The following is a 26,676-nucleotide window of genomic DNA, read 5'->3' on the forward strand; positions in this document are numbered from 1 at the left end:
ACCTCGAGTCTGCGCGCTGCCGAGCGGGGATACAAGATGGGACGGCTCACCTCCACCACCGACGTGACTCTCCGTAGCGCAGCCTTATCTTGCACTATTCCACGGCTACCACGAACATCAAGGTTGACGAATGGAGAATTTTGTTTGAGCGTCCCTTCAGCCGTGTCAAGTGGTGTCTTCGGTGATGAGAGACGGGCTGAATTGGCATGAAGGGGTCGATGATTCGTTGGAGATCAGTGCCGCTCTGCTCCAACATGGCGGTGTAAAGTTCTAGATTCCCCTGTAAGCGGATTGCTCGAAAGGACCTAAGAGTGGGCAAGCTGCCTCGTGATCGCGTCACTGCGACTTCCCGTAAGCGGATTCTTCAGTGGCTCGATTCCCCTGAGATTGACGCCGCGTTTCTGGGCGATGATTTGAAGTTCTCTGTGTTGTTGCTAGACCAGTACGAGGCCGGTGTCGAGCGTATCCTTGCAGAGCGGTCCGAACTAGGGGAGCTGTCCTGGCTTGGTGGACCAGCATTAGGCCCGATGGAGCAATGGCCTCGTAACACGGATGGGGAACCGTTGGCGCATATCGCAACGATCCAACTTGGTGAAGCCCAAGCGCTAATTGAATCCCCGGACTTCACGGAACCCGACTGGCCCGAAGCCACGGTCCGTTTACCGGAATCTGGATATCTTGAGGTATTCCATCACTTGGGCACCTATGGGAACCCTGAAGACGAAGGCACTGGCGGATGGCTTGTTCGTCATCTGCCGCTAACCGGTGAGTATTTTCCGCCGTTGGTTGATGGTCCTGAGGATTTGGAAGTCCCTCACCCGGTGTGCCAACCAGTCCTGCTTGGGACCGGTTTCAGCCTGCCTCGCGCTGTGGAGTTCATTGATGATGCTGCTGCTACATTCGAGGCTGCTGAGCGGGTTGAAGAAGAAGCTAACGCCACCTGGATGGCCTGGCGGCAGGGAGCTGATTCTGTCACCGGCCCGGTCATTCCCACCTCGCACCTGTACGGCCACAGTAACTCCGGCGATACCTACGCTCACGAGATCCTTACGGCAGTTCGCCCATTAGAGCCGGGAGATACCTACGTTCTGATCCTTAGTGTCGAAAGCTGGACGCATTTTGAAGGCTGGTTCGCAGACGTCGGAAACTTTGAAGTGTGGATGCGCGCCAGCGACCTTAAAGCGCAACGCTTCGACCAGGCTTGGTGCATGATCCGGACCGATCACTAGCAGAGCTACCAGCGAACTTGAGTAGTCCGTCGTGCCAAATAATCAGTAAGTGGGGGGGATTCACCTTGGTGTATGAAGCGAGGACACTGTCCTGAACCGGCCTGGGTTTGCGGGAGAGCATGATCTAACACGGAGAATAGGAATTATGCCCACACCACGCAAATACGACGCCGAGACCCAGGCCCGAGCAGTCCGCCTATACCAGGAACGCATAGAGCAGGGAAACATCTCGCAGACCCGTGCCCGCCAAGAGATCGGTGAGTTGCTGGGTAATAATCCCGGCACCCTGCGCAACTGGATCCGTCGAGAGCAAGGCGAAAGCCTCACCCCTGCAGCGGCCGCCAGTCGGGAGCCGGCCAACGAAGAAGTGGCGCGCTTGCGGCGCGAGAACGCTCAACTGCGGCGGGCGAACGAGATCCTGAAGACCGCGTCAGCTTTTTTCGCGGCAGCGGAGCTCGACCGCAAACTCGGACAGTAATCGCCTACATTCGCCAGTACCACCCCCGGTTCGGGGTCGAGCCGATCTGTGATGCCCTGCGCGAGCAGGGCATCACGATTGCCCTGTCCACTTTCTATGCCCACCAGGCCCGCGGATTCGGTCCCAGCGACCGCGACCGGACCGACGCCTACCTGGCCAACAGCATCTACGATCTCTGGGCGGCTAACCGCCGTCTGTATGGGCGCAGGAAGCTGTGGAAAGCAGCGCTGCGTGCCGGTATCGAGGCAGGCCGGGATCAGGTCGAACGGCTGATGAAGCTGCTGGGCATCACCGGGATCCGGCGTGGGAAACGCACCACGGTCGCGACCCGCCAGGATCCGCAGGGTCTGCGGCATCCGGACCACGTCCAACGCCGATGGAACTGGCCCACGCGACCGGATCAATGGTGGGTGGCGGACTTCACGTATGTGTGGACACCCCAGGGTTTTTGCTATGTCGGGTCTGCTGAAAGTTTGGTTGACACCGGGGTTTATGCCGCCAGAGCGACGGACTCGATCATTCTAGCTTCGAACTGGACAGGAGTCAGCTTCCCCAGCCTGCGCTGCTTGCGTTTGCGGTGATACTTCCCCTCCACCCACCCCACGATCGCCAGGCGCAGCTGCTGGCGGGTGGTCCACCAACGCCGATCCAGCACGTTCTTCTGCAACAGGCTGAAAAACGATTCCATGGCCGCATTGTCACCGGCCGCACCAACCCGGCCCATCGACCCGATCAGCCCATGGCGTTCCAGCGCCTGAGTGAATTTGCGGGAACGGAATTGACTGCCACGGTCGCTGTGCACCCGAACCCCACGCTGGTATCCACGGCGCGCCACCGCCATCTGCAGGGCGTTGACCGCCAGCTGGGCCTTCATCCGCGAGTCCATCGAGTAGCCCACGATCCGGTTGCTGAACACGTCCTTAATCGCACACAGGTACAGCTTGCCCTCACCGGTGTGATGCTCCGTGATATCGGTCAACCACAGCTGGTTAGGCTGCTCGGCGGTGAAATTCCGCTGCACCAGGTCATCATGCACCGGCGGACCAGCCGGGGCGCACTTGCGCCGACGCTTGCTGATCACCGAACGAATGCCCGCCTTGTTGCACAGCCGCCACACCCGCCGCTCTGAGACCTGGTAGCCCAGGTCCTCCAGGTCATCGGCCAGCACCCGGTACCCGCCCTCAGGGTCCTCGGCGTGCAGCTCACGCAGCTTCGCGGTCAGCTCCTGCTCTTCAACATCCCGCGCCGAGACGGGACACTTCAGCCACTTGTAATACGCCTGGGTACTGAATCCCAGGACCTAAGCACGTCACCACCACAGGCACACGTTTCCTGCCTGTTCTGGCGGCCAATCCACGGACGAGCGGGCCCATTATTTTGGGGAGCGGATATGCGGCTGTGAAAGGTAGGCCGCAGCCTTGCGCAGCACCTCGTTCTCCATCTCCAGCTCCCGGATCCGCTTGAACGCCTGGGACATCTCCTTGCGTTCTTCCGGGTCGATGGACGGTGTCATGCCATGGGCATGGAACCGAGTATCGCGCAGCCAGGACTGCAGCGCTGTCCTGGAGATCCCCAAATCCTGACAGACCTGCTTCTGGGGAATCCCTGATTCCACCAGCGCCACGGCATCGCGCTTGAACTCATCGGTGTAGACATTCTTGGGCATGGGGTCTTCCTTCGTTTGAGCACAACCTTATCGAGGTTATGCGGTCGAAGTATCAACCAAACCTTCAGCAGACCCGGGTCTTGCGCCCAGGCGAACACGTCAGTAATCGGACGGTTGCCGACCGCTGCGGCGAAGAACAGGTGAGAGAGCAACCGTTTACCGTCGGATTCGAAATACGCGTCCTGCTTCGCGCCGGCATCGGTGGCCGAGGCCAGGAACACGTCCGCGAGTTTCTCCGCTGTTTCCATATCGGTCACGAAGGAGAGGGGATTCCACCACCAGGAGGGTTCTTCTCCGATGATGCCTTGCACGTCATGCACCCACACGGTACCGATCCGGGCGCGGGGGCCCCGAGTCATGTCCACGATGTCGCGCTTGTTCGAGGTGGCCAGTACCGGTCCCCCGGTTTCTATTCACCGCCGCCGCGTCTGAGTCGCTAGCTACCGCAGAATCTACACCCGAATCGGAGGAACCAGCGATGGAACTCGCCCAAGCTGCCGACAAGCCTCAGAGCGTAACACCGGCCCCCGCGGGCCCTGATGCTGTAGCATCCAAAGCCCAGCAGCCGAACCCGTTCGCCCAGAAATCCCAATCCCACACCGTTCCCGCACCGGACGGGGCACCGGCAACCCGGCGCGAAGCCCGCCAAAGCTTCCTCACCCAGGAACAAGTTGAAGAACCGGCCACCCAAGGCTGGCGCGGCACCGTGACCCGCCTCGGTATCCGTATGACACCCAGCGAGGCCGAACGCGCCGAACGTGCCGATGTGCAAGCCGTGAGCCAGCACTGGCCAGGGCCACGCACTATCGCCATCGTGAACGGCAAAGGTGGAGCAGGTAAAACCCCCACCACCGTGTTGCTCAGTGCGATCTTCGCCCGCTACGGCGGAGCCGGGGTACTGGCCTGGGATAACAATCAAACCAGAGGAACTTTGGGCTGGCGTACCGAACAAGGCCCGCACGAAACGACCTTGTTGGAGCTGCTGCCCGAATCCGAAAAACTCTTAGGCACTGGGGCGCAATCAGCAGACCTCGCGCATTTCGTGCACCACCAGACCCGCGATCGGTTCGACGTGCTGCGCTCCAAGCCGATGGAGCTGGCCAGCGCGCAGCGCGTAGACGCGGCCGATGTGGACGCGATCCACCGGGTGGCTTCAAAGTATTACCGGCTGATCTTCATTGACTCGGGCAATGACGAGTCAGATCCGATGTGGCGGCGCATGATCGACCACACCGATCAGCTCGTTGTGGCCACCACGACCCGAGATGACCACGCCGAAGCCGGCGCACTACTGCTCGAAGCGCTCGCTCAGCAGAACGACAAAGCCCACGCCCTGGCACAGAACGCCGTAGCCGTGGTAACCCAAGCTGATTCCAAGGCCACCGCCGCCGACGTGAAGCGCGTCGCAGACGGTTACCAGACCCTGGCCCGTGATGTGGCAACGATCCCATTTGATCCAGCAATGGTAGATGGGATCCTGCGCTACGACGCGCTACGCCCGAGCACGCAGCGCGCATGGCTGGCAGCGGGTGCCGCAGTCGCAAGAGGGTTGTAGAAACTTTTCTAAAGGATGCAGGAAGTTTAGCGGGAAGCCGGAGGCATCATAGAACGGAAAGAACAGCGGTTCCCCTCTGCCTGTTGAGTTTCTTCCCTCTCTACTCATAGGAAGCTAGTAGAAGTCGAATAAAGGTTCAAGCGTTTTTCCGTGCCTCGTTAAAGCAAAAGCTGGGTCGCCACCCTTGGTAGCAACCCAGCTTCAGTGAGCCGAGGATTCCTTAGCGTGAATGCTTCCGTTCAAGGAACTGATGACGCAACGAGTTCACGGACTGGAGGGCTTGGCTTTCGTCGGTTCCAATGTTTTCTTCGACCCACGTGTAGTAGCGGTAAGCTTCATCCAGGATTCCCGGAATAAAGTCGTCGGGATCAACAATGTTTGTTTGGCGATTAACAGTGAAAAGTGTCGATCGTCCCTTCACTTCCAGTCGAAGTGGCACTGGCTGGCTAGGAAACAGCCTTTCAGCTGACCCCTTCTCCATGAACTCCTCTACAAGCTCGAGGAGCTCAAACCAGATTCCTGTAACCTCATCCCACAGGTCACCTGAGATCAAATCGATCCCGTAGTAAGACAGAGAAAGAAAACCTTCACTGCCGTAGGGATTCTCTTTGAGTCGATTCCGCCATATCTCGGCGGCCCGTTCGGGTTCCTGAAACATACTTACCAAGTAGTTTTCGGGATTAGCGACGAAATCATCGAGATCCGTGACCGTCTGCGGAACCAGAATGTATGGTTCGCTATATACAGCTTGTTCTTTCATCTCACCTTGATTCTTATCGCGGGTAGAATTGGACAACTCGACCTCTGTCAATGACCATTTTGTACTTCACGTTGTTATAGGTTCCTTCGAGCTGTATTCGCTTGTTGGTTCCACCGCTTTTCAGTTTACTTTGGTTCTGCTTCATGGCGCCATGAACCAGATTTCGTACATCATTGACTGACATCTTCGGATTGAAAAATGTTTGGCTACTCTTAGAAGAACCATCCCAATACTTAGGATGATGCCGCTGAAGAATATGCTTCATTCCGCTCTTATCAAGTTTGAACGTATGTGAACCCGTTCTGTAAGAAAGGGTCTTGAAGGAAGACAACGCGTTGACAACTCGTGAAGCGGGAGCCTTAGCGTACTTGACGGTCTTGGAGCCTACCTTGATTACGATGCTGGTAACCCTGATAGCGACAATAATTGCTGGGATCCAAAACGGATCAGCTACGACGGGGTAATCATGGTCTTCCCCAATGTCTACTTTTTGGACCAAGTCACCATCGTGAAGCTCATACCAAGTTTTGACTGTTTCGCCACTTGCATCAACTGCCCATGCAGGTTCGAATCGACTGGTCAGGACGTTTTCGTTTTCATCGGGGAAAGATTGAAAGACGTCTACTCCGCCATCTTCGGCAATCTCAGCGAATGACCCTTCCGGTAGCCCCAATTCATACCGGAACTCATGAGGCGCATCGGCGTCGTGAATAATTGTCTGGGCACGTATAGCTCCGTCGTTATGAGTCCGCAGTGCGAGATCTATTTCATCATCGCTGAATACAGCAGTGCCATCTTCGAGCATCTGCGCATCATTTGGCGCACTCTCAATGGGCAATCCGAAGCTGAACTCTTGTTCCGCATTCTCTGCACCAACTACAAGCGATTTACCTTCTTCAGTTGCTTGGACGAATACCGCGCCTCCCTCGGTCCCGAACTCCAGGACTTCAGAGTTCAGCGTCGGTTCAACTAAATTGCCTTCAGTTTCTCCCACTGCCACTAAAGCATCTGACAGGAGCTCTTGGGTAGTTACTTGGCTCGGCTCGGAGGGATCCGCGAGGCTGGCTGATGTTGCAGTTACAGAGACTGCGCAGGCGATGGCCATCGCCGATAGGAGCCGAGAACGAGTCCGGCGAAACAAAGTGCTATTCATTTTTCTTCTTTCCTATGCACCGAGTGAATACCGGATGCATGGTTGTGGCATGCCTAGGAATATCCAGCGACTTTGCATTCAAGTCAGATGCCAATGCATCCAGAGCATCACTCGGGACACGGGATTCCCCAAAAATCCCTACTCAGACCAATATGAGTCGCTATAAGAGATAGTAATGGTTTTAAAGCCGATACAGTGGGTTTTTTGTGAAAAGGAGAGAGCTTTCGCGCAAAGGGTGCACTTGCCTACCGGGAATTAGGGCCGTTCGCTGGAAAGGTGGTCTCGGCAGATCCGACAGTTGAGTGAGAATTCGACTGTGCATCGGTATTGACGAGGAGTTGTTTGGATACTACTTGCAGAGCCGATAACCGACGTTATGTAAAGTATCGCTTGCCGGAGACGTAGGCGAAATATACTTGTTTATCGTCAGACAGAGAGCTGCAGATCGAGACTACGAAGCAATAAGGCTCTCGAAGTCCCTTTCAGTAAAAAATTCGAGCATCAGCTCAGCAACTGAATCTGCACCATCGGGCAGTAGTTTTGGTTCAGAGCGGTCATCTCAAGGCCGAACCACCATCAATTCAGACCCCGAGCTTCCTCTGATTTATGAGCCCGAAGGCTCCGATTACATCGTTGGAATCAACCTGCCATCCGACCTGGATCTAACCGACGGCGTAAAGCTTGATTCTGCGGTGGCATTCCAAGATGCTAAATCCGGCGTAGTCGTTACTGCCGAAAGCGTGGAAGGTGGAGCGCGCGTCCACACCGTCCTGGAAGACGCAGATTCGCCTCATTCCTTCTCCTATGCATTAGACCTTCCGTCCGGAACTTCCCATCATCAGTATGATGACGGATCGATCGTTTTCACTCACGGCGGCGGCGCGGTTGTTTCGATGGTCGCCCCTCCGTGGGCAAAAGATGCTACCGGAAAATCGATACCAACCCAGATTTCCTTCGAGGGTGGTGCGCTGACCCAGGTGGTATATCCAGAAAAGGGTTAAGAGCGTGACCTACCCAATTGTTGCCGACCCATACATGGGGCGGACGCTTTTCGGTAGCTTCAACACCTCAAAGCGCTGGAAGAGCCAAGTGGTCTATTCGGGCACAAAAACAAAATGGGGCCAGGACATCCACAACGGTTCAGCTGGAGACGCAGCAGGCTGGGTTGGCGGCGTGATTGCCGGCCAGGGCATCATGCACAACGAAGGTTGGGCAGAATGGAAGAAGCGCTTTGGGTCAACCACAATGACCAACACGGCCACGCTCTATCAGCAATACAGCTGCCACATCCTTGGCGGATTCTATAACTGGGCCGGAGACCGGAACCTTGAGCGGGCCCGATCGAATAACTCGGGCTGGGGTTGGAACGTAGCGTTCCACCATTGCAACTGGTAACAACCACGCATAAAGTAAGAGCGACTTGAAACCCTTGGGCATCAAGTCGCTTTTACTTTATCTGAATCTAACGTACCCGCAACGCCAAGTTGGACTGAATGCGCGGTGCGAACCATAGTGCGACCAAACTCGCAACAACAACGACAAGACCTGCGATCAACAGGATAGATCCACCAGCCGCCAGAGGGCATCCCATTGCTGAATCCTCTTCGGCGCACCTTGCCCATGGCTGGAACACAGCCAGAACAACAATGCTCACGCCCAATCCCAGTAAAACAAGGAGACCGATTACCAGTGCGGCCAGTGACATGGGTTCACGCTTCCGCATCGTGGCTCCTTTCAAATCTTGTTTGCAGCAATACACATAATTTAAGCATCTGGTGAAAATTATACCTTCCCACGTATATGTTTTAGTAGCTTTCAGGTCTGCCGCAGGAGAAGCCAGCAGTTCGTGTCAGGCCTTTAGAGACAGGTTCCTGCCCAACATCTCCTCGAATTCGACTAGAGCCAAACGCCCGCCTCGATGTCTTTTAACAGGCCGTAAAGCATGGAATCGGCCTCACGTTGCCTAGGCGGACTCATACAAGGTTCCCTGCGATTCGAGCTACGCAATCTCACCTGGTGGGGGTATTCGCCCTGGGTTAGGTCATGAAGCACATGGATCTCGAAAAGATGATCGGCGTGCACCCGTCAGGGGCGGCACAGCCTCCCCGGGCGAATATTTGAGAGATGTGAAGGTGCAAGCCCCGAGGAACCATTGGTTTTTCGGAGCTCGTGTGTTTGCTGTCTGCTGCACTTCAACACCTTAGAGGAATTCATGACCAAGGCCTACACCCATACTCTGGCCGCTAGCGAAATCGAACATGAGCTCACGTTGGACGATGTCGCCGCCCAGCTGCCTCGGCGCGCTTTCATCGACAATGGCCAAGCAGTGGTTTTACTGAAAGATGTGGGCTCTGCGTTGGTCAGCAGCACGGCACGCTGCGTGTTCGCCGGAAGCCCTGCATCCTTTGCCCGGGTTGAATAAGCTGGGGATGCCGGTTTACCGACGCAAAAGCTCCAACCAGATCTAAACAGCTACACCCCGCAGCTCCAAGAAAGGCCATATTCCCAATGGCCCGCACCCCGTCTTTGAACCCGACCGATACTATCGGCGACCTTAAGGCAAACGTTCCCTCCGTTGACGACGATTCCTTTGCCTTCGACATGCTGAGCTTGGCTGAAAACTTGCTATGGATGCACGCCTTGGCTCTCGTCAATGAGCAAGAACTTCCCGAGAGTCGTAGGGCTAGTGGCCGGGTTGCTTGTCCCGTTCGGCTCATTCACGCGGTTCATAGTCGTAGCATTTTTCATGCTCATCGGTGGTGTGGTCGGCTGGTTCTTGCAGACGCGAGTCGACTGGGAGCGTGTTTTTATTAACCGTCGGAGGTAACTCTCAAGGCAACAGATAACAATCGCGCAGGTGTAACGACTATAGATACGCAGGTGTATTCGAAAATTGCCGCTAAGGCAGCTTCGAAAGTTCCCGGAGTCGGCGCCAGTTCCGGCGGCTGAATATCATTCGGGAAACTCTGATTCCAGAGTTGGAACAGGCCCTCGGTGCTCAGTTCATAGAAAAGCACATCAGCATTGGTTTTCTCCCCAAGAAAGCCGAACCCATCAACAAAACAACATTGACTGTGTAAGTTCTGGCCGAACCTTCTGGGATGAAACGACACGGATCTCCCAAACAAGACCAAAGACGAAGCCCGGGTCGCAAACACGACCAAAGAACGGGTACGTGAAACTCCTGTTTTCCGTGAATCATTGATACAAGAGGTTCTTGGCACTCTCAGCAGAGTGGCAAGGACCTCTTATTTTCCGGGGCTTCCAGGTCCATTTGGGGGGTTGGACATGAAAGTTAGACCACTGTACTGGTTTCGACTAGGGGGAACGAAACCAAACGCCCGGTTTGGTCTGTGGCCAGGCTAGCAATGAATCTGGCTACATGGAATAAAAACTGTAGAGAACCTCGACATGAGTGCGACGGGCATCAAGCGCGATATGTCTTTCTACCTAAGAGTTGCAAGACGTCTCGTCATGCTCCTTGTCCCCGCTCCTAAACCCTTGAGAAAACAGCGATGGACGATTCTCGTAACTATGTGCTGCAACCGATCTCTTGAGTTCGTGTCACCATCGTTAGTTGCGAGACACCCTTCACGTACTAAGGTTCTGGCTGGTCAGATACGTCCGCGCTTCTACCAAAGCTCGGAACACAAATCTGCAGATTTAGGTTCTTCTCGCGGCAGAGGTGTCCGGGGATAACCTCTATGTGGACCCCGTCCTTTCCATTGCACCCACCAAGTGACCAGTATCGGGGAAAGCACTCGGCGCATTGCGCCCAAGGGGACTGTGGCCATCACCTCCATATACAAGACGGGGCGGCTCACCCCTGAGAAGAGGGAAACGCAACGGCCCGTCTCCCCGCGAGGGGGAAACGGGCCATTGCGCTAATGGGAGGGCGGCGATTAACCGAAGTACTTCTCCATAGTGCCCTCGTGGGCCTCACGCAGTTCCTCCACCGAGGCGGTGAAGTGCCCCTGGACCTCCAGCGCATTGGACTCGGCGTCCACCACGCCGATCCGGGCCACGGTGATCCCGCGGGCGCTGGTCATGTCGTTGAAGCGCACTTCCTCGCTGCGCGGCACCGCGACCAGGGCGCGGGCCTGTGTTTCGGAGAACAGCGCAGTGAACGCGTCGATGCCATCACGAGCCATGATCTCATCCAGTGCCACCCGGGCACCCACGCCGTAGCGCAGCACCATCTCGGACAGCGCCGCGGCCAGGCCGCCTTCGGACAGGTCGTGCGCGGCGTCGATCATGCCGTCGCGGCTGGCGTTGATCAGCACCTGGCCCAGCGCCTTCTCCGCGGCCAGGTCCACCTTCGGCGGCAGACCGCCCAAGTGCCCGCGCAGGTTCGCGTACTCGGAGCCGTCCAGCTCATCCAGGGTCTTGCCGATCAGGTAGATCGCCTGCCCGTCGGCCTCGGCGCGCCACCCGGAGGGGGTGCGGCGGGCCACGTCATCCAGCTTGCCCAGGGTGGCGACCACCGGGGTCGGGTGGATGGCCTTCTCCCCGGTCTGGTTGTACAGCGACACGTTGCCGCCGGTGACCGGCACGCCCAGCTCCATGCAAGCGTCGGACAGCCCGCGGATGCCCTCGGCCAGCTGCCACATTACGTCCGGGTCCTCGGGGGAACCGTAGTTCAGGCAGTCGGAGACCGCCGCCGGGATGGCCCCGGAGGTGGCCACGTTGCGGTAGGACTCGGCCAGCGCCAGTTGAGCTCCTGCGTAAGGATCCAGGTAGGTGTAGCGGCCATTGGCGTCGGTGGCGATCGCCACCCCCAGCCCGCTCGCTTCGTCCACGCGCACCACGCCGGCATCATCCGGGGAGGCCAGCGCGGTGTTGCCACCCACGTAGCGGTCGTACTGGCGGGTGATCCAGGACTTGTCGCACAGGTTCGGGCTGGCAATCAGCTCCAGCACCGCCGCCTTGAGCTGCTCACCGGTGCCCGGCAGGTCCTGCCCGGCTGCGGAGGAGCGGAAGGTGTCGGCCTGCAGCGCATCCTGCCAGTCGGGGCGGGAGTATGGGCGGTCGTAGACCGGTCCGTCGTGGGCGACGGTCTTGGGGTCCACGTCCACGATCACTTCGCCGTTCCAGGTGATGACCAGGCGGTTGGTGTCGGTGACCTCGCCCAGCCAGGAGTACTCCACGCCCCACTTGGCCATGACGGCCTCGAACGCCTCAACGTTCTCGGGGGAGACCACCGCCATCATGCGTTCCTGGGACTCGGACATCAGGATTTCGCCCGGGGTCAGGGTCGAGTCGCGCAGCAGCACGCTGGTCAGCTCCACGTGCATGCCGCCCTCGCCGTTGGAGGCCAGCTCGCTGGTGGCGCAGGAGATGCCCGCGGCACCCAGGTCCTGGATGCCCTCGACCAGGGAGGCCTTGAACAGTTCCAGACAGCACTCGATGAGCACCTTCTCGGCGAACGGGTCACCGACCTGCACGGCCGGGCGCTTGGAGGGCTTGGAGTCGTCGAAGGACTCGGAGGCCAGCACGGAGGCGCCGCCGATCCCGTCCCCGCCGGTGCGTGCCCCGAAGAGCACCACCTTGTTGCCCACGCCCGAGGCGTTGGCCAGGCGCAGGTCCTCGTGGCGCAGCACGCCCACGGCCAGCGCGTTGACCAGCGGGTTGCCCTGGTAGATCGGGTCGAACACGGTTTCCCCGCCGATGTTCGGCAGGCCCAGCGAATTGCCGTAGCCGCCGATGCCGGAGACCACCCCGTGCACCACACGCTGGGAATCCGGATGGTCGATGGCGCCGAAACGCAGCGGATCCATGACCGCCACCGGGCGGGCGCCCATGGAGATGATGTCACGCACGATGCCGCCGATGCCGGTGGCCGCACCCTGGTAGGGCTCCACGTAGGAGGGGGAGTTGTGCGATTCGATCTTAAAGGTCACGGCCCAGCCGTCGCCCAGGTCGGTCACGCCGGCGTTTTCGCCGATGCCGACCATCAGGTCCTTCTTCATCTCCTCGGTGACCTTCGCGCCGAACTGGCGCAGGTGGTTCTTCGTGGACTTGTAGGAGCAGTGCTCGGACCACATCACCGAGTACATCGCCAGCTCGGCGGCGGTGGGGCGCCGGCCCAGGATCTTGACGATTTCGTCGAACTCGTTTTCCTTCAGGCCCAGTTCGGCCCAGGGCAGCTGAACCTGCGGGGTGGCCGAGGCATTCTCCACGGTGTCGATATTGAATTCCTGAGCGACGTCCTTGCTCATTTCTTGCCTCCAACAAGGTGGGTCAGAACACTGGTGAAGAACCGCAGGCCGTCGGTGCCGCGGTGGTCCGGCCCGAAGCCGGGCTCGATGGCGTGCTCCGGGTGCGGCATCAGGCCCACGACGTTGCCGGCCTGGTTGCTCACCCCGGCAATCGCGCGGCGGGAGCCGTTCGGGTTCCAGCCCACGTAGGAGAACGCGATGCGGTTCTCCGCCTCCAGCGCGTCCAGGGTCTTCTCATCGGCCACGTACTGGCCGTCCTGGTTCTTCAGCACGATGGTGATTTCCTCACCCTGCTCGTACTCACCGGTCCAGGCGGTCTGGTTGTTCTCCACGCGCAGCACCTGGTCGCGGCAGATGAACTTCAGATGGTCGTTCTTGATCATCGAACCGGGCAGCAGGTGCGCCTCGGTCAGGATCTGGAAGCCGTTGCAGATTCCCAGCACGGGCAGCTTCGCCTCGGAGTTCGCCGCGTCCACGATCTTGTCCATCATCGGGGCGAAGCGGGAGATCGCCCCGGCACGCAGGTAGTCGCCGTAGGAGAAGCCACCGGGGATGATTACCGCGTCCACCTCTCCCAGCGAGGTGTCGGCGTGCCACAGCGGCACGGCCTGGGCGCCTGCGGCGCGCACCGCACGGGCGGCGTCGCGGTCATCCAGTGTTCCGGGGAAGGTCACCACGCCGATGCGGGCGCCGGACAGTTCAGCACTGGGCGTCGAATAGTCGCCAATCAGGGGCAGTTCGGTGCTCATTAGTCCGCGACGACCTCGACGTTGACGACGTCCTCGATCACCGGGTTGGACAGCAAGGTGGCGGCCGCCTCACGGGCCTGGGTGAGGATCTGCTCGGTCACCTCGCCCTCCACGGTCAGCTCGAAGCGCTTGCCCTGGCGGACAGCTTCGAAGGAGGAGAAGCCAAGGCGGGGCAGTGCTCCCGCAATCGCCTTGCCCTGGGGGTCAAGGATTTCTGGCTTGAGCATGACATCAACAACGATCCGGGGCATCCGGCATATCTCCTGTGCGCGAGGGGGTTAAATGCCACACGGAGTTGCCGTCTCACACCAGGGGGATTGGCGCTCCGCGAGCTTGCCCATCCAGTCTACCGGCAATGTGACCGGTGCTGGGCCGAGTGTGAGCCAGCTATCCCCGGGACCGGAACCCGCCCTCCGCACGGGTGCCGGGCGCAGCCAGGCAGTACGCTGGAGGCGTGGCTACTTCACTGAGCACTTCACTCGCGGCGACCTGCCCTTGCCGGGTCGCCGAGGAGCACGCGCGCAGCTATGGGCGCTGTTGCGCCCCCTGGCATGCGGGACGGGCCGATGCCAGCGCGCTGCCGCAGAGCGCCGAACAGCTGATGCGTTCACGCTACAGCGCGTTTGTGCTGCAGCTGGCCGACTACCTGCTGGCGACCTGGCATGAGAGCACCCGTCCGCGCAGCATCGACTTCGACCCGGGTGTGCACTGGCTGGGGCTGCGGATCCTTTCCACCCGGGCCGGCCAGGAATCAGCCTCGCGCGGGGTGGTGGAGTTCGAGGCCAGCTACCGTGCGGCCGACGGGGTGGGCACGCAGCACGAAAAAAGCACGTTCGTCAAGGAAGACGGGGCCTGGTTCTACCTGGACGCCCTGTAGCCGCCGGGCGCGGCCGCACCCTAGCGCGAGGCGCTGCGGATGGCCTGCACCATCTGCGACAGCCCGCGTTCGCTGGCCAGCTCCAGCGCGTCGCTGCCGGTGCGGTCCTTGATCGTCGCATCGGCCCCGCCCAGCAGCAGCAGCCGGGCGACGTTGACGAAGTTCGAGGAGCCCTGGCCCAGCACGACGGCCTCATGCAGCGCCGTCCAGCCCAGGTCGTTGACGTGGTCGACCTCCACGTCGTGCTGCAGCAGCAGCCGCACGGATTCGACCTCACCGTTTTCGCTGGCCATCATCAGCGCGGTGCTGCCCATGTGGTTGGTGGCCTCCAGGTCCGCACCGTGCTCGATCGCGGCGGAGAGCACCGGCACCATTCCCTCGGCGCTGGAGCGCAGGTAGGCGGATTCGTGGAAGTCATCGGTGGCGTTCGGGTCAGAGCCCAATTTCAAGAGCTTCAGGGCCATCGCCTCGTCCTTGTTCACCACCGCCTTCAGCAGCGCGGTGCGCCCGTAGCTGTCGCGGGCCTCCAGGTCCGCGCCGTCGGCAACGGCCTTCTCCGCCTGGGCGACCTTCTTGTTCTTTACCGCATCCAGGAGCTGGGTGGTCGCCTTGTCGTAGCTGGCACTGGTGCTGGGCAGCAGGGACACCGCCGGGGCCTTAGCTCCGGTGCCGGCGCTGGAAAGGGGGGCCACCTCATCGGCGGTCTTGCTCGCAGCGGTGGAGGGGGCCGGTTTGGTGGTGGCCGGCGCCTTGCCAGGGCTGCTGGCCTTGGGTTCACTGCTGGGCTGTGGGGCGGCCGCGACCTGGCTGGAACCCTGTGCGGCGGCCTCGGGGGCCGAAGACGAGGTGGGGGCGGCGGGCTGGGCCGGTTGGGACGGAGCCGAGCAGCCGCTGACGCCCAGCGCAGCGGCCAAGGGCAGGGCCGTGAAGGCCAGGGGACGACGAAGCGAGCGGCGTCGAATCTGCTGAACCATTGTCCCTTTCCGGGGTTGCGAGTGCGGTCATCATGCTACGCCCCAGCGAAGCAACTGGGTTTGAGCCTATCGCCGGAACCTGAAAAATCCCGGGCAATCAGCGTCGAGCTCACTTAGTTGGCAGCGGGGCGGATTCGATAACATGGCCAGCATCATGCAATGCCTCTACTTCTCGGCCGGCCGGTGCCGTTCCTGCAGCCAAATGACCCGCCCCTACCAGCAGCAGCTGCGGGGCAAGGCCGAGCACTGCGCCCAGCTGCTGGCCGGGCATGAGCAGCTGCGCTTCCTGCCCCCGCAGCCCAGCGTCGAATCAGGGTTCCGCAACAAGGCGAAAATGGTGATTTCCGGCACCAGCGAGAACCCGACCATCGGCATCCTGGACGCGGACGGGCACGGGGTGGACCTGCGCCACTGCGGGGTCTGCGACCCGGCGTTGCGCGCCGCGTTTCCCGTCATCGAACGCTTCATCCGCCAGCTGGGGCTGATCCCCTATGACCTGCCGCGGCGCAAGGGTGAGCTCAAGCACGTGATCATCACCCTGGCCCCCTCCGGGCAGCTGATGGTGCGCTGGGTGCTGCGCACCAAGAAGCACTTCGTGGCGCTGCGCGATTCGCTGCCGCTGTTTTCCAAGGCGCTGCCCGCGGCGAAGGTGGTCTCGGTGAACTTCCTGCCCGAGCACAAGGCCGTGCTCGAAGGCAGTGAGGAGATCGTGCTCAGCGCCGCCCAGACCCTGCCGATGGAGTTGAACGGCATTGGGATGCACCTGCGCCCGCAGGGCTTCTTCCAGACCAACACGCCGATCGCCGCCGCCCTGTACCGCCAGGCCGCCAGCTGGGTGCGGCAGCTGCAGCCGGCCAGCGTCTGGGACCTGTACTGCGGGGTCGGCGGGTTCGCATTGCACACCGCCGCGCCGGGGCGCAGCGTGACCGGGGTGGAAACCAGTGCCGAGGCGGTGCGCGCGGCCGAACGCAGCGCCGCGGACCTGGGGCTGGCCGATACCCGGTTCATCGCCGGGGACGCCACGCAGTTTGCCCTGGCCCAGGACCAGGCCCCGCAGCTGGTCGTCGTCAACCCGCCGCGGCGCGGCATCGGGCCCACCCTGGCCGACTGGCTGAACGCCTCTGAGGTGCAGCACGTGATCTACTCCAGCTGCAACGCGGTGAGCCTGGCCAAGGACCTGCGGCGCATGGACCGGTTCACCGCCGTCGAGGCACGGGTGATGGACATGTTCCCGCAGACCAACCACTATGAGGTGATTGTGCGCCTGCAGCGCCGCCCCCGCACGGCGGACAACGGCTAGCGGTCCAGGATCATGGTGCGCTGGTCGAGGCGGTGAATGATCTCATCGACCATGTGCGGGTCCACCCCCGGTTCGTTGCGCGCCCGCAGCAGCTCGTTGCGGGCCGCGTCCAGCGCCTGGCTCTGCAGGGAATCGGAGATGTGGATCAGCTTGCGGTACTTGGCCATTTTCTGCCCGTGCAGGGTGTCGCTTTCCACCTGCGACTCCTCGCTGAGCAGCAGGGTGTGCAGCGTCTGCAGCCGGCGGGTCACCAGCTCCCGGTAGTCATCGGGCAGCCTGTCCAGGTCCGGGGAGGCCTTTAGGGTCTCCATCGCGGTGTGCTGTGCCCGGTTGGCCAGCTTGCGCCGCTTGCGCCCCAGCAGCTCCACATTGTCCTGGATCTTCAGCACCCGCATCAGCGCCGGCAGGGTCAGCCCCGGGATCACCAGTGTTGTCAGCAGCACCGCGCAGGCGGTGACCACCGCAAAGTTCCGGCCTTCGATCGCCTGCCCGGCCGCGTCGCTGACCGGCAGCGCGAGCGCCAGGGCCAGGGTGGCCAGCCCGCGCATCCCGCACCAGGTGAGCACCAGCGAGTCCTTGGCGGCGGACATGCCCTGCGCCCGCACGTGCGGCAGGTAGTAGGTGGCGAAAATCCAGGCCAGGCGCACCAGGATCACCACCGCACAGATCAGGGCCACCTGCGGGATGAAGGTCAGCAGGTGCGCGCCCTCCTCGATGACCACCCGGTTCATCTCAATGCCCATGAACCCGAACGCCAGGCCCGTGGCCAGCATCTCCAGCACTTCCCAGAACGCGGTGCGGGTCAGCCGTTCACGGGAGTCCTGTGGGCGGGCCCGGCGGCCCAGCTCCAGCGCCGTGACCACCACCGCGATCACCCCGGAGGCGTGCACCTCCTCGGCCAGCAGGTACACCGCATAGGGGGCCACGAGCGTGGCCGCGCAGCGGGCCACCAGGTTCGGCACGAAGCGGTTCATTGCCCCGACCAGCCAGGCCATTGCAATGCCCAGGATGGTGGCGGCCGCGGCGCCGAGCACGAACTGCGGGATGATTTCCAGTCCCACGTCGGTGCGGTTGATGGTGGCGTTCACCGCCAGCTGGAAGATCACGATCGCCATCGCGTCGTTGAACAGGCCCTCGGTCTCCAGCAGCGAGGTCAGCCGGCGCGGCATCTTCACCTTCGTGGCAATCGCGTCCACGGACACCGGGTCCGGCGGGGCGACGATGGCGCCCAGCGCGATGGCCAGGGGCAGGGACAGCAGCGGCACGAAGGCCCAGACGGTGGCGGCCACGGCGCCGGCGGTGACCACGATCAGCAGCACCGCCATGCGGATCAGCGTGCGCCAGCGCAGCCGGAAGACCGACCAGGAGCTGCGTTGGGCGGTGGCGAACAGCAGCGGCGGCAGGAACAGCGGCAGGATCAGTTCGGGGTCGATGTGCAGGGTCGGCATGAACGGCAGGAAGCCGGCCACCAGCGCGGTCAGCAGCATCAGGATCGGATAGGGCAGTCCGATGCGTTCGGAAACTCCCACCACCAGCACGGTGACAAAGAGCAGGGCGACGGTGAGGAGGAAGAATTCCATGACACCTCAAATCCTAGTTGTCACACGATCAAATGTAGTTGATTTTCATCAACTTTTTTCCGTGTCGGTCCGCGGGTGGCAGGTCGCCTAGAGTCCGCCGTGGCCCAGCAGTGGGGCCAGCACATCCCATTCGGCGATCGCGCAGCCGTTGCTGCGCGTAAAGGATGTTTCCACTGCGTTGCCCCGGTGGGTGCCGGTGACCACGGCCCGGTCCGGCCCGCCGTACTGCTCGGTGCACGGCTGGGAGGCCGGGCGCTGCGGGGCGAGGACCGCCGGGTTCTCCTCAATCAGCGCGCAGGCCGCCGCCGCATCCGGGACGGTGCTCGAATCCACCGGCTCGGCGCCCCGGCAGCTCAGCGTGTACTGGCTGCTCAGGTTCGTGCCGTCGGCGTACAGCTCCACCGTCAGCGCGGTGTCCACGGCCGGATCCGTGGGGTTGGGGGAGGGGGCGGAGCTGCTGCTGGCGGTGGTCGTTGGCTGCTGCCCGTCGGGCTCGACCTGCGCGCAGCCGCTGGCCGCCATCAGGGCCAGCAGGCAGGTCAGCGAAAGTCCGGCGCGGCGCGCCAAGCGTAGAACGTCCATAGTCCATTGTGGCTTGAAGCACAGCCCGGCCGCCAGCGTCCCGGCGCTAGCTGGTGCTCAAGGTGTTGCCGGAGGTCGGCAGCGCCACGGATTCGGCGACCGCCAGCAGCCGCGAACGCAGCACGTCGGCGCGTTCGGCGAAGCGCTTCTGCTCCCGCACGTAGCGGGCCTTGCCCTCGGCGGTTTCGATCCGGATCGGCGAGTAGCCCCACTCGGCCAGGTCGTAGGGGGAGGCCTGCATGTCCATGGTGCGGATGTCCCAGGCCAGCTCGAAGCAGTCCATCATCAGCTCACTGGAGACCAGCGGCACCAGCTTGTACGCCCACTTGTACAGGTCCATGTTGGCGTGCAGGCACCCGGGCTGTTCCAGGTCCCGCTGGGTTTCCCGGGTGGGCTGCAGCTCATTGAGCGGCGCGGCCTGCGGGGTGTAGAAGCGGAAGGCGTCAAAGTGGGTGCAGCGGATCCGATGCCTCTCCACCACCCGGTCGGTGCCGGCCGCGCCCAGCCGCAGCGGCAGGTATTCGTGCCGGATCCCGTTCTCCTCGGACTTGTAGGCCATCGCCCACTCGTGCAGTCCAAAGCAGGAGAAGCTGGCGGGGCGGCTCGCGGTGCCGCGCAGGATCACCCGGGCGAACTCCAGCATCCGGGCCCGTGCGGCGGCGAACGCGGCGAGATCGACCTGCGCGACCGGCGTGCCGTCCACCTCGGAAACCCGGTAGAACTTCCAGTGGGCCCGCTGCCGGGCCGGTTCCCCGGCCAGCTGCACCCCGGCCCCCGGATGCCAGCGGTACAACTGGCCGGGCTTCTGCGTGTAGTAGGTGAACAGGAAGTCCTCAACCGGGTGCTTCTTCCCGCTCATCCGCCGCGTGGTGAAGGCCTCGCCGAAGCTGCGCGCGCGCCGCTCATGCTCCAGGGCGCGTTCGCCCCATGCGGCGGCGGGCAGCAGGACGGTTTCAGGCGTGGGCATGGCACCCATTATCCCGCCCCTGAGGCGGTGGCGGCCAGCGGCCGTCGCGCATCTCACTCCCACCGCCCGCTTAACGCCGCTGGCGGCTCTTCCCGGCAATGTCGGGAAGAGCCGCCAGCGGCGTGGGAAGTGGGTCTAGCCCATGTGGATCACGCCGAAGAGCACGCCGGAGGCGAGCATCACCAGCGAGACCACCAGGGCCCGCCACAGCACCTTCTTGTGGTGATCGCCCAGGTCAACCTTGGCCATGGAGACCAGCAGCAGGATCGCGGGCACCAGCGGCGACTGCATGTGCACCGGCTGGCCGGTGATCGAGGCGCGGGCCATGTCCACCGCGTCGATGCCGAAGTGGGCTCCGGCCTCGGTCAGCACCGGCAGGACACCGAAGTAGAACGCGTCATTGCTCATGAAGAACGTCGCCGGGACGGAGATCAGGCCGGTGAGCACGGCCAGGTAGGGGCCCATGGAATCCGGGATGATGTCCACGAGCCAGGCGCTCATCGCATCGACCATGCCGGTGCCCGAGAGCACGCCGGTCAGCACCGCGGCGGCCAGCACCATGGAGACCACGGCGATGATTTCGCTGGAGTGCGCGGTGATCATCTTCATCTGGTCGCTGACCTTCGGGAAGTTCACCACCAGGGCGATGCCGGTGCCGACCATGAACAGGTAGGACAGCGGAACAACGTCGATGATCAGCAGCACCATGATCGCCACGGTGAGCACCAGGTTGAAGATGAACAGCTTCGGGCGCAGCGTCTCGCGGTTCGGGTCCAGCGCGGTTCCGTCCATGGTGGGCCGTTCGCTGCCATCGCCCTTGGTGGCCACCGCCTCCAGCACGGCCACCGGGGAGGAGCCCGGGCCGCCGGCCGGGGTCTTCGGGCGGTTCAGCGCGCCGCCGCCCAGCTCGGTGCCCCACACCTCGGGCATTTCGCGGTGCAGCCGGCGACGCTCGGACAGGCCCAGCTGCCAGGCGAAGATGCCGACCACGACCAGCGCCACACCCAGGGAGGGGAGCATCGGCACGAAGATGTCGGTGGCCTCCACGCCCAGGGCGGCCGCAGCGCGGGCGGTGGGCCCGCCCCAGGGCACGACGTTCAGGGTGCCGTTGGTCAGGCCGGCCACGCAGGTGAGCACCACCGGGCTCATGCCCAGACGCTGGTACACCGGCAGCAGGGCGGCGGTGACCACGATGAACGTGGTGGAGCCGTCGCCGTCCAGCGAGATCACGGCGGTGAGCAGCGCGGTGCCGATGACGACCTTGGCCGGGTCGTTGCCGACCAGCTTCAGGATCGCGGCCACCAGCTTGTCGAACAGGCCCACGTCGATCATGATGCCGAAGTACATGATGGCGAACATGAGCAGGGCCGCGGTGCCGGACATCGACTTCACGGCGTCCATCACCATGTCGCCCAGGCCCAGCCCGGCCCCGGCGAACAGCCCGAACACGGTGGGCACAATGATCAGTGCCAGCATCGGGGTCATGCGTTTGGTCATGATCAGCACCATGAAGGTGGCGACCATGAGGAATCCGAGGGCAACTAACATTGCACCGACCTCCTTGGCGGAAAAACGTTGATGATTGCACCCGTGGGGCGGGTACGCCATTGACGCTACGTGGGCTGCGTCACGACCGCGGCTTGTGCTGGGTTCTGATCGCTTTTAGTTTTTGACCGCTTTTTGCTCATTAAAATCTCCCCGGCCCGTATGCTGGGTAAATGCGCTCCACCACCGCCACCAGCCGCCGCCTGAGCGGCAAGCACTTCGCCTCGCGCATCATGCGCCTGCAGTTCGCGGTGCTTGGGCTGCTGATCCTGGTGGTGACAGCCGCGACCATCGCGGTGCGCTACGACCAGGTCTTTGAACGCGCCGAAGCCACGGCCCTGGGCATCGCCCGCACCGTGGCCGCCGATCCGCAGGTGCGCCAGGTGGCCGCCGAGCAGGCCGAACGTGAGCGGCTCGACGCCGGTTCGCTGCGCCGTGGGCCGCTGCAGGCGCAGGCCGAAGCGGTCCGGCGGGACACCGGGGCCGCGTTCGTGGTGATCACCGAGGACCGCGGGCTGCGACTGACTCACCCGAATCCGCGGCAGATCGGCCAGCGGGTCTCCACCGATCCGGTTGCGCTAAGCGGGGTGGAGGATGTCTCGCGGGAGCACGGCACCCTGGGCGATTCGGTGCGCGCCAAGGTGCCGGTCCGGGCCCCGGGCACTGACGCCGTGGTCGGGGAGGTCTCGGTCGGGCTGGCCACCGAGTCGCTGACCCGCACCCTGCTGGTCTCCATTTCCTGGATCATCCTCTTTGCGCTGCTGGCCGCGGTGCTGGCCACCCTGGTTGGCCGGGCGACGGTGCGCCGGCTCAAGCGTGAGACCCTGGGGCTGGAACCGGCGGAAATCGCCCAATTGGTCCGCGACCAGCAGGCCGTGCTCTACGGGGTGACCGACGGGGTGATGGGCCTGGGCAGCGACGGGGTGATCACGGTGCGCAACAAGGCCGCCCGGCAGATGCTCGGGCTGCCGCACCGCACCGAGCTGGCCGACGTGGTGGGCCGCCACTACGCGGCCGCCGGACTGAACGAGCGGCTGGTCACCGCCATCCGGCAGCGCGAACGGACCCCGGTGCGCCTGGAGGTTGGCCAGACCTCGCTGATCGCGCGCATCAATGACGTGGTGCGCGACGGGGTGGACCTGGGCCAGGTGATCCTGCTGCGCGACGTGACGGTGGTTGAGGCGTTGGGCACGAAGCTGGATGCGGTGCAGGACATGGCCGACGCGCTGCGCGCGCAGCGCCACGAATTCGCCAACCGGATGCACGCGGTGCTGGGACTGCTGCACCAGGGCAGGATCGACCAGGCCCGCGACTACCTGCGTGAGGTCACCGACTCGGGGCCGGCCATTGTCCCGGTCCAGGGGCTGGAAACCGTCAGCGACCCCTACCTGGCCGCGTTCATTGCGGCCAAGGGGATCAGCGCCCACGAAATGGGAATCGAGCTGCGCATCTCCCCGGACTCAATGCTCTACGCGCCGGTCGCCAGTGCCCACGACGCCCAGGACGTCACCGCGGTCCTTGGAAATATGCTTGATAATGCATTTACTGCTTCACTAGGGGCTGAAGCGCCGCGGTGGGTGGAAGTCGACCTGTTGTCCGAGGGGAGCACCCTGCATCTGGCGGTAGCCGATTCGGGGGCGGGCATCACCACCGCACAAGACATCTTCAATCCCGCGGTCACCACCGGCAGCCAGCTCGGTGCCGGGCACGGACACGGGGTGGGACTGCCCCTGATCCGCCGGCTGGCCCGGGCCCGCGGCGGGGACGTGTGGGTGGCCGACCGGGGCGGGGAGCACGGCGGGGCGGTCATTGCCGCCCGGCTGCCGTCGGTACTAAGCGAGGAAAGGAAGGGCTGAACCATGCCAACCCCTGGGGACTACCGGGTGCTGATCGTCGACGACGACTTCAGGGTCGGTGAACTGCACGCCTCCATGGTCAATGAGATACCGGGTTTCACGGCGCTGGAACCGGTGCAGGATTCGCGCACGGTGCCCAAGGTGGTGGCCGCGCAGCAGCCGGACCTGGTGCTGCTGGATTTGTACCTGCCGCAGGTGAGCGGCCTGGAGCTGGCCAAGGTGCTGGACGTGGATGTCATCATGGTTTCGGCCGCCAGCGAACCGCAGAACATCGCCGCGGCCCTGCGCGCCGGGGTGCTGGCCTTTGTCATCAAGCCCTTCGAACCGCGCACCCTGGCCACCAAGCTCAAGGGCTGGGCCCGCTACCGCCGGCAGCTGGCGGCGAGCACGAACCTGGACCAGAGTGCCGTGGACCGGCTGTACAAGGCGTTGTGGGCGGGGGAGGAGACCGCCGCGCCGTCCGGAGGCGCCGCCCCCACCGAGCAGGCGGTGCTGGCCTGCGTGCAGGATGCCAGCGAACCCTTGAGCGTCGCCCAGGTCGCCGAGGCCGTGGGAATCGCCCGGGCCACCGCGCAGCGGTATCTGGCCGCGCTGGTCGCCAGCGAGGCCCTGCAGCTGCAGCTGAGCTACGGAAACCGGGGCCGACCTGAACACCGATACCTGACTTCACCTCGGTAGGAACGCTACGATAAGTGCAATCACCACTTCGTGTCGAAGGAAAAACACATATGTCTACGATCGGCAAGAAACCGTCACGCACCGGGAAGGCCACACCACCCCCGTGGCTGCGCCCGGTTCTCACGGTGGCAGCGGCATTGATCGTCGCCGCCCTCGTGGTGCTGCTGGCGCGCTGGCTGCGCACCCTGGAACCGGTGCAGGATTTCCTGACCCGCTACCCGGGGCATTCCACGCTGCCGCAGAACGCGCCGGTCGGCTTCCCGGCCTGGATGGGCTGGCAGCACTTCCTGAACATGTTCCTGATCGTGCTGATCATCCGCTCCGGCTGGCAGGTGCGCAGCACCGGGCGCCCGCGCACCTTCTGGACGCGGAACAACAAGGGGCTGGTCAAGACGAAGGGCACGCCGAAGAAGATCAGCCTGGAACTGTGGTTCCACCTGAGCCTGGACGCCCTGTGGGTGCTCAACGGGCTGGTGTTCTACATCCTGCTGTTCTTCACCGGCCAATGGATGCGCATCGTGCCAACCCACTGGGACGTGTTCCCCAACGCCCTGTCCTCCGCCCTGCAGTACGCCTCCTTCGACTGGCCCCTGGAGAACAGCTGGACGAACTACAACGCCCTGCAGATGATCACCTACTTCCTGGTGGTGTTCGTCGCCGCGCCGCTGGCCATCATCACCGGGTTGCGGATGTCCAACGCGTGGCCGAAGCAGGCCAGGATCAACAAGGCGTACCCGATCGAGCTGGCCCGGGCGATCCACCTGCCCACCATGCTGTTCTTCGTCATGTTCATCATCGTTCACGTGGTGCTGGTCTTCTCCACCGGGGCGCTGCGCAACCTGAACCACATGTACGCGGCACGTGATGACACCGGCTGGCTGGGCCTGTGGGTGTTCATCGGCTCGGTGGTCGTGGTCGTCGCCGGCTGGCTGCTGGCCCGCCCGATCTTCCTGCGCCCGATCGCCGGGCTCACCGGCAAGCTCAGCCGCTAACGCGCCGGCACCCTGACGCCAAAGGGCCCGGGTTTCCTCCCGCTGTGGGAAGGAACCCCGGGCCCTTTTTGTGCTGTTGCCGGCCGGCCGCGCGCTGCGGGCCTAGCGCCCGGTGCCGCCGTAGACGGTGGCCTCGACCTCGGCGTCCAGGTTGAACGCAGTGTGGATCGCGCGCACCGCGTCGTTGAGCTTGTCCGCGTCGGTGACCACGGAGATGCGGATCTCCGAGGTGGAGATCATGTCCACGTTGATCCCGGCCTGGTGCAGCGCCTCGAAGAAGGTGAAGGACACCCCGGGGTTCGAACGCATCCCGGCGCCGACCAGGGAGAGCTTGCCGACCTCTTCGTTGTACTCCAGCTCCTCAAAGCCGATCTCGCCCTTGGCGGTGTTCAGCGCATCGAGCACCCGCTTGCCCTCGGTCATCGGCAGGGTGAAGGAGATGTCGGTCTTGCCCGAGCCCTGGGTGGAGATGTTCTGCACGATCATGTCGATGTTGGCCTGCGCGGCGGCGATGACCCCGAAGATCTGCGCGGCCTTGCCCGGGATGTCGGGCACGCCGATAACGGTGACCTTCGCCTCGGAGTGGTCGTGGGCGACACCGGAGATGATTGGCTGTTCCATGGGTTCTCCCTCTTGGATGGTGATCTTGTCGTCCGGGTCGGGGATGACCCAGGTACCCTCATGGGTGCTGAATGAGGAGCGCACGTGCAGCGGCACGCCGAAGCGGCGGGCGTACTCCACGCAGCGCAGGTGCAGGATCTTCGAGCCGCTGGCGGCCATCTCCAGCATTTCCTCGCTGGAGATCTTCTCGATCTTCTGCGCCGAGGAGACCACCCGCGGGTCGGCGGTGTAGATGCCGTCCACGTCCGTGTAGATCTCGCAGACATCGGCGTCCAATGCCGCGGCCAACGCCACCGCGGTGGTGTCCGAGCCGCCGCGGCCCATGGTGGTGATGTTCTTCGTTTCCTTGCTCATCCCCTGGAAGCCGGCCACGATCGCGATGTACCCGCGCTCGATCGCCCGGTGCACCCGCTGCGGGGAGACCTCCATGATGCGGGCCATGCCGTGGGAGGCGTCGGTGATCAGCCCGGCCTGCGAGCCGGTGAAGGAGGCGGCCTGTTCGCCCAGTTCGTCGATGGCCATGGCCAGCAGCGCCATGGAGATGCGTTCCCCGGCCGAGAGCAGCATGTCCATTTCCCGGGCCGGGGCGTTGGTGGTGAGCTGGGCTGCCAGATCCAGCAGGTCGTCGGTGGTGTCACCCATGGCGGAGACGACAACGACCACGTCGTTGCCGGCGGCCTTGGTGTCAATAATCCGGCGCGCAACACGCTTGATGCCTTCGGCATCCGAGACGGACGAACCACCGAATTTCTGGACGATCAGGCTCATGGGCAAGCACACTCCAACACTGAGAGTTGTTGAACCACACCCGTGGCAACAACCATGATGTACGCGCGGCAGCCAGCCGATTTTGGCCGGCGCGGCCACGGTATTTCTATCAGTGTCCTATTGTGACA

General features: G+C 62.9%; 25 protein-coding genes, 1 pseudogene and 1 other annotated feature. Of the genes and pseudogenes, 12 read left to right on the forward strand and 14 right to left on the reverse strand.

Annotated features, from left to right (window positions below):
- Positions 1 to 311 precede the first annotated feature (311 nt).
- The 3 genes from GcLGCM259_RS01245 (at position 312) to GcLGCM259_RS15785 (ending at position 2,288) form a co-directional block, all read left to right on the forward strand.
- Complete coding sequence (locus tag GcLGCM259_RS01245) at positions 312 to 1,229, forward strand: DUF1963 domain-containing protein (protein WP_138925514.1); 918 nt, start codon at positions 312 to 314, stop codon at positions 1,227 to 1,229.
- Positions 1,230 to 1,374: 145 nt separating this feature from the next.
- Complete coding sequence (locus GcLGCM259_RS15440) at positions 1,375 to 1,707, forward strand: transposase (protein ID WP_138925515.1); 333 nt, start codon at positions 1,375 to 1,377, stop codon at positions 1,705 to 1,707.
- Positions 1,662 to 1,793, forward strand: a sequence feature (AL1L pseudoknot). Its footprint overlaps the gene before it by 46 nt.
- A gap of 108 nt (positions 1,794 to 1,901) precedes the next feature.
- The gene (locus GcLGCM259_RS15785) at positions 1,902 to 2,288 is read left to right on the forward strand and encodes an IS3 family transposase (protein ID WP_484103585.1); all 387 of its coding nucleotides are present in this window, start codon (positions 1,902 to 1,904) and stop codon (positions 2,286 to 2,288) included.
- Here GcLGCM259_RS15785 and GcLGCM259_RS01260 read toward each other — a convergent pair.
- Positions 2,198 to 3,373, reverse strand: a pseudogene (locus GcLGCM259_RS01260) (IS3 family transposase). The gene GcLGCM259_RS15785 and the pseudogene GcLGCM259_RS01260 overlap by 91 nt on opposite strands.
- Positions 3,374 to 3,851: 478 nt before the next feature.
- Here GcLGCM259_RS01260 and GcLGCM259_RS01270 point away from each other — a divergent pair.
- On the forward strand, positions 3,852 to 4,928 hold the full coding sequence (locus GcLGCM259_RS01270; RefSeq protein WP_246049648.1) for a MinD/ParA family ATP-binding protein: 1,077 nt from the start codon (positions 3,852 to 3,854) through the stop codon (positions 4,926 to 4,928).
- Between the two features lie 220 nt (positions 4,929 to 5,148).
- Here the strand turns inward: GcLGCM259_RS01270 and GcLGCM259_RS01275 are convergent, their stop codons facing one another.
- Positions 5,149 to 5,688, reverse strand: coding sequence for a hypothetical protein (locus GcLGCM259_RS01275; RefSeq protein ID WP_138925516.1), 540 nt, complete (start codon positions 5,686 to 5,688; stop codon positions 5,149 to 5,151).
- A 13-nt stretch (positions 5,689 to 5,701) separates the two neighbouring features.
- Entirely contained in the window at positions 5,702 to 6,841 is a 1,140-nt protein-coding gene (locus GcLGCM259_RS01280; protein ID WP_138925517.1) for a hypothetical protein, read from the reverse strand.
- Positions 6,842 to 7,257: 416 nt separating this feature from the next.
- Between GcLGCM259_RS01280 and GcLGCM259_RS01285 the strand changes: the two genes are divergently transcribed.
- Both GcLGCM259_RS01285 and GcLGCM259_RS01290 read left to right on the forward strand, forming a co-directional pair.
- Positions 7,258 to 7,842 carry a hypothetical protein gene (locus GcLGCM259_RS01285; RefSeq protein WP_138925518.1) on the forward strand — a complete coding sequence of 195 codons (585 nt, stop codon included), beginning with the start codon at positions 7,258 to 7,260 and terminating at the stop codon, positions 7,840 to 7,842.
- Positions 7,843 to 7,846: 4 nt separating this feature from the next.
- Positions 7,847 to 8,236: a hypothetical protein gene (locus GcLGCM259_RS01290; RefSeq protein ID WP_138925519.1), complete on the forward strand. Its 390-nt coding sequence runs from the start codon at positions 7,847 to 7,849 to the stop codon at positions 8,234 to 8,236.
- A gap of 67 nt (positions 8,237 to 8,303) precedes the next feature.
- Here GcLGCM259_RS01290 and GcLGCM259_RS01295 read toward each other — a convergent pair whose 3' ends face one another.
- Positions 8,304 to 8,546, reverse strand: coding sequence for a hypothetical protein (locus GcLGCM259_RS01295; protein ID WP_138925520.1), 243 nt, complete (start codon positions 8,544 to 8,546; stop codon positions 8,304 to 8,306).
- Between the two features lie 507 nt (positions 8,547 to 9,053).
- On the opposite strand from GcLGCM259_RS01295, the gene GcLGCM259_RS01300 reads away from it, so the two are divergent.
- Complete coding sequence (locus GcLGCM259_RS01300; RefSeq protein WP_138925521.1) at positions 9,054 to 9,263, forward strand: hypothetical protein; 210 nt, start codon at positions 9,054 to 9,056, stop codon at positions 9,261 to 9,263.
- A gap of 388 nt (positions 9,264 to 9,651) precedes the next feature.
- Here GcLGCM259_RS01300 and GcLGCM259_RS15195 read toward each other — a convergent pair whose 3' ends face one another.
- From GcLGCM259_RS15195 to purS, 4 genes are all read right to left on the reverse strand, one after another.
- Entirely contained in the window at positions 9,652 to 9,954 is a 303-nt protein-coding gene (locus GcLGCM259_RS15195) for a hypothetical protein (protein WP_175419286.1), read from the reverse strand.
- 789 nt (positions 9,955 to 10,743) lie between these two features.
- Positions 10,744 to 13,059: a phosphoribosylformylglycinamidine synthase subunit PurL gene (gene purL / locus GcLGCM259_RS01305; protein ID WP_138925522.1), complete on the reverse strand. Its 2,316-nt coding sequence runs from the start codon at positions 13,057 to 13,059 to the stop codon at positions 10,744 to 10,746.
- Entirely contained in the window at positions 13,056 to 13,808 is a 753-nt protein-coding gene (gene purQ / locus GcLGCM259_RS01310) for a phosphoribosylformylglycinamidine synthase subunit PurQ (protein WP_138925523.1), read from the reverse strand. Before purQ ends, purL begins: the two co-directional genes overlap by 4 nt.
- Positions 13,808 to 14,059, reverse strand: coding sequence for a phosphoribosylformylglycinamidine synthase subunit PurS (gene purS, locus GcLGCM259_RS01315; protein ID WP_054820624.1), 252 nt, complete (start codon positions 14,057 to 14,059; stop codon positions 13,808 to 13,810). The genes purQ and purS overlap by 1 nt, the downstream gene beginning before the upstream one ends.
- A 203-nt stretch (positions 14,060 to 14,262) precedes the next feature.
- On the opposite strand from purS, the gene GcLGCM259_RS01320 reads away from it, so the two are divergent.
- Complete coding sequence (locus tag GcLGCM259_RS01320) at positions 14,263 to 14,685, forward strand: YchJ family protein (RefSeq protein WP_246049680.1); 423 nt, start codon at positions 14,263 to 14,265, stop codon at positions 14,683 to 14,685.
- Between the two features lie 20 nt (positions 14,686 to 14,705).
- Here GcLGCM259_RS01320 and GcLGCM259_RS01325 read toward each other — a convergent pair whose 3' ends face one another.
- Entirely contained in the window at positions 14,706 to 15,659 is a 954-nt protein-coding gene (locus GcLGCM259_RS01325; protein WP_138925524.1) for an ankyrin repeat domain-containing protein, read from the reverse strand.
- A gap of 154 nt (positions 15,660 to 15,813) precedes the next feature.
- Here GcLGCM259_RS01325 and rlmC point away from each other — a divergent pair, with 154 nt between their 5' ends.
- Positions 15,814 to 16,959, forward strand: a complete 1,146-nt coding sequence (gene rlmC / locus GcLGCM259_RS01330; RefSeq protein ID WP_138927134.1) for a 23S rRNA (uracil(747)-C(5))-methyltransferase RlmC — start codon at positions 15,814 to 15,816, stop codon at positions 16,957 to 16,959.
- Here rlmC and GcLGCM259_RS01335 read toward each other — a convergent pair.
- From GcLGCM259_RS01335 to GcLGCM259_RS01350, 4 genes are all read right to left on the reverse strand, one after another.
- On the reverse strand, positions 16,956 to 18,539 hold the full coding sequence (locus tag GcLGCM259_RS01335; protein ID WP_138925525.1) for a cation:proton antiporter: 1,584 nt from the start codon (positions 18,537 to 18,539) through the stop codon (positions 16,956 to 16,958). The two genes, rlmC and GcLGCM259_RS01335, sit on opposite strands and share 4 nt — an antisense overlap.
- Positions 18,540 to 18,626: 87 nt before the next feature.
- The gene (locus tag GcLGCM259_RS01340; protein WP_138925526.1) at positions 18,627 to 19,121 is read right to left on the reverse strand and encodes a serine protease inhibitor; all 495 of its coding nucleotides are present in this window, start codon (positions 19,119 to 19,121) and stop codon (positions 18,627 to 18,629) included.
- A gap of 46 nt (positions 19,122 to 19,167) precedes the next feature.
- On the reverse strand, positions 19,168 to 20,088 hold the full coding sequence (locus GcLGCM259_RS01345; protein WP_138925527.1) for a 3-methyladenine DNA glycosylase: 921 nt from the start codon (positions 20,086 to 20,088) through the stop codon (positions 19,168 to 19,170).
- A 135-nt stretch (positions 20,089 to 20,223) separates the two neighbouring features.
- Positions 20,224 to 21,636: a CitMHS family transporter gene (locus GcLGCM259_RS01350; protein WP_138925528.1), complete on the reverse strand. Its 1,413-nt coding sequence runs from the start codon at positions 21,634 to 21,636 to the stop codon at positions 20,224 to 20,226.
- A gap of 170 nt (positions 21,637 to 21,806) precedes the next feature.
- Between GcLGCM259_RS01350 and GcLGCM259_RS01355 the strand changes: the two genes are divergently transcribed.
- Genes GcLGCM259_RS01355 through GcLGCM259_RS01365 form a run of 3 tightly spaced genes read left to right on the forward strand, consistent with a single transcriptional unit; the run spans position 21,807 to position 25,159 of the window.
- A complete protein-coding gene (locus GcLGCM259_RS01355) occupies positions 21,807 to 23,489 on the forward strand; it encodes a sensor histidine kinase (RefSeq protein WP_138925529.1) in 1,683 nt (560 codons plus the stop codon).
- 3 nt (positions 23,490 to 23,492) lie between these two features.
- Positions 23,493 to 24,167, forward strand: coding sequence for a response regulator (locus GcLGCM259_RS01360; RefSeq protein ID WP_138925530.1), 675 nt, complete (start codon positions 23,493 to 23,495; stop codon positions 24,165 to 24,167).
- A gap of 50 nt (positions 24,168 to 24,217) precedes the next feature.
- Positions 24,218 to 25,159, forward strand: coding sequence for a cytochrome b/b6 domain-containing protein (locus GcLGCM259_RS01365; protein WP_138925531.1), 942 nt, complete (start codon positions 24,218 to 24,220; stop codon positions 25,157 to 25,159).
- A 102-nt stretch (positions 25,160 to 25,261) separates the two neighbouring features.
- Here the strand turns inward: GcLGCM259_RS01365 and GcLGCM259_RS01370 are convergent, their stop codons facing one another.
- A complete protein-coding gene (locus GcLGCM259_RS01370) occupies positions 25,262 to 26,548 on the reverse strand; it encodes an aspartate kinase (protein ID WP_138174449.1) in 1,287 nt (428 codons plus the stop codon).
- Positions 26,549 to 26,676: the final 128 nt, after the last annotated feature.

Origin of the sequence: Glutamicibacter creatinolyticus (assembly GCF_006094275.1) — a bacterium.
GTDB classification, from domain to species: domain Bacteria; phylum Actinomycetota; class Actinomycetes; order Actinomycetales; family Micrococcaceae; genus Glutamicibacter; species Glutamicibacter creatinolyticus.

Excerpts from the sequence above, each read along its gene's own strand:
- GcLGCM259_RS01295 (WP_138925520.1), bottom strand. The coding sequence starts at position 8,546 with ATGTCACTGGCCGCACTGGTAATCGGTCTCCTTGTTTTACTGGGATTG.
- rlmC (WP_138927134.1), top strand. The coding sequence starts at position 15,814 with ATGCAATGCCTCTACTTCTCGGCCGGCCGGTGCCGTTCCTGCAGCCAA.
- GcLGCM259_RS01275 (WP_138925516.1), bottom strand. The coding sequence starts at position 5,688 with ATGAAAGAACAAGCTGTATATAGCGAACCATACATTCTGGTTCCGCAG.
- purL (WP_138925522.1), bottom strand. The coding sequence starts at position 13,059 with ATGAGCAAGGACGTCGCTCAGGAATTCAATATCGACACCGTGGAGAAT.
- GcLGCM259_RS01350 (WP_138925528.1), bottom strand. The coding sequence starts at position 21,636 with ATGTTAGTTGCCCTCGGATTCCTCATGGTCGCCACCTTCATGGTGCTG.
- purQ (WP_138925523.1), bottom strand. The coding sequence starts at position 13,808 with ATGAGCACCGAACTGCCCCTGATTGGCGACTATTCGACGCCCAGTGCT.
- GcLGCM259_RS01325 (WP_138925524.1), bottom strand. The coding sequence starts at position 15,659 with ATGGTTCAGCAGATTCGACGCCGCTCGCTTCGTCGTCCCCTGGCCTTC.
- GcLGCM259_RS01300 (WP_138925521.1), top strand. The coding sequence starts at position 9,054 with ATGACCAAGGCCTACACCCATACTCTGGCCGCTAGCGAAATCGAACAT.
- GcLGCM259_RS01370 (WP_138174449.1), bottom strand. The coding sequence starts at position 26,548 with ATGAGCCTGATCGTCCAGAAATTCGGTGGTTCGTCCGTCTCGGATGCC.
- GcLGCM259_RS01270 (WP_246049648.1), top strand. The coding sequence starts at position 3,852 with ATGGAACTCGCCCAAGCTGCCGACAAGCCTCAGAGCGTAACACCGGCC.
- GcLGCM259_RS01345 (WP_138925527.1), bottom strand. The coding sequence starts at position 20,088 with ATGCCCACGCCTGAAACCGTCCTGCTGCCCGCCGCCGCATGGGGCGAA.
- GcLGCM259_RS15440 (WP_138925515.1), top strand. The coding sequence starts at position 1,375 with ATGCCCACACCACGCAAATACGACGCCGAGACCCAGGCCCGAGCAGTC.
- GcLGCM259_RS01365 (WP_138925531.1), top strand. The coding sequence starts at position 24,218 with ATGTCTACGATCGGCAAGAAACCGTCACGCACCGGGAAGGCCACACCA.
- GcLGCM259_RS01360 (WP_138925530.1), top strand. The coding sequence starts at position 23,493 with ATGCCAACCCCTGGGGACTACCGGGTGCTGATCGTCGACGACGACTTC.
- GcLGCM259_RS01355 (WP_138925529.1), top strand. The coding sequence starts at position 21,807 with ATGCGCTCCACCACCGCCACCAGCCGCCGCCTGAGCGGCAAGCACTTC.
- purS (WP_054820624.1), bottom strand. The coding sequence starts at position 14,059 with ATGCCCCGGATCGTTGTTGATGTCATGCTCAAGCCAGAAATCCTTGAC.
- GcLGCM259_RS01280 (WP_138925517.1), bottom strand. The coding sequence starts at position 6,841 with ATGAATAGCACTTTGTTTCGCCGGACTCGTTCTCGGCTCCTATCGGCG.
- GcLGCM259_RS01340 (WP_138925526.1), bottom strand. The coding sequence starts at position 19,121 with ATGGACGTTCTACGCTTGGCGCGCCGCGCCGGACTTTCGCTGACCTGC.
- GcLGCM259_RS01335 (WP_138925525.1), bottom strand. The coding sequence starts at position 18,539 with ATGGAATTCTTCCTCCTCACCGTCGCCCTGCTCTTTGTCACCGTGCTG.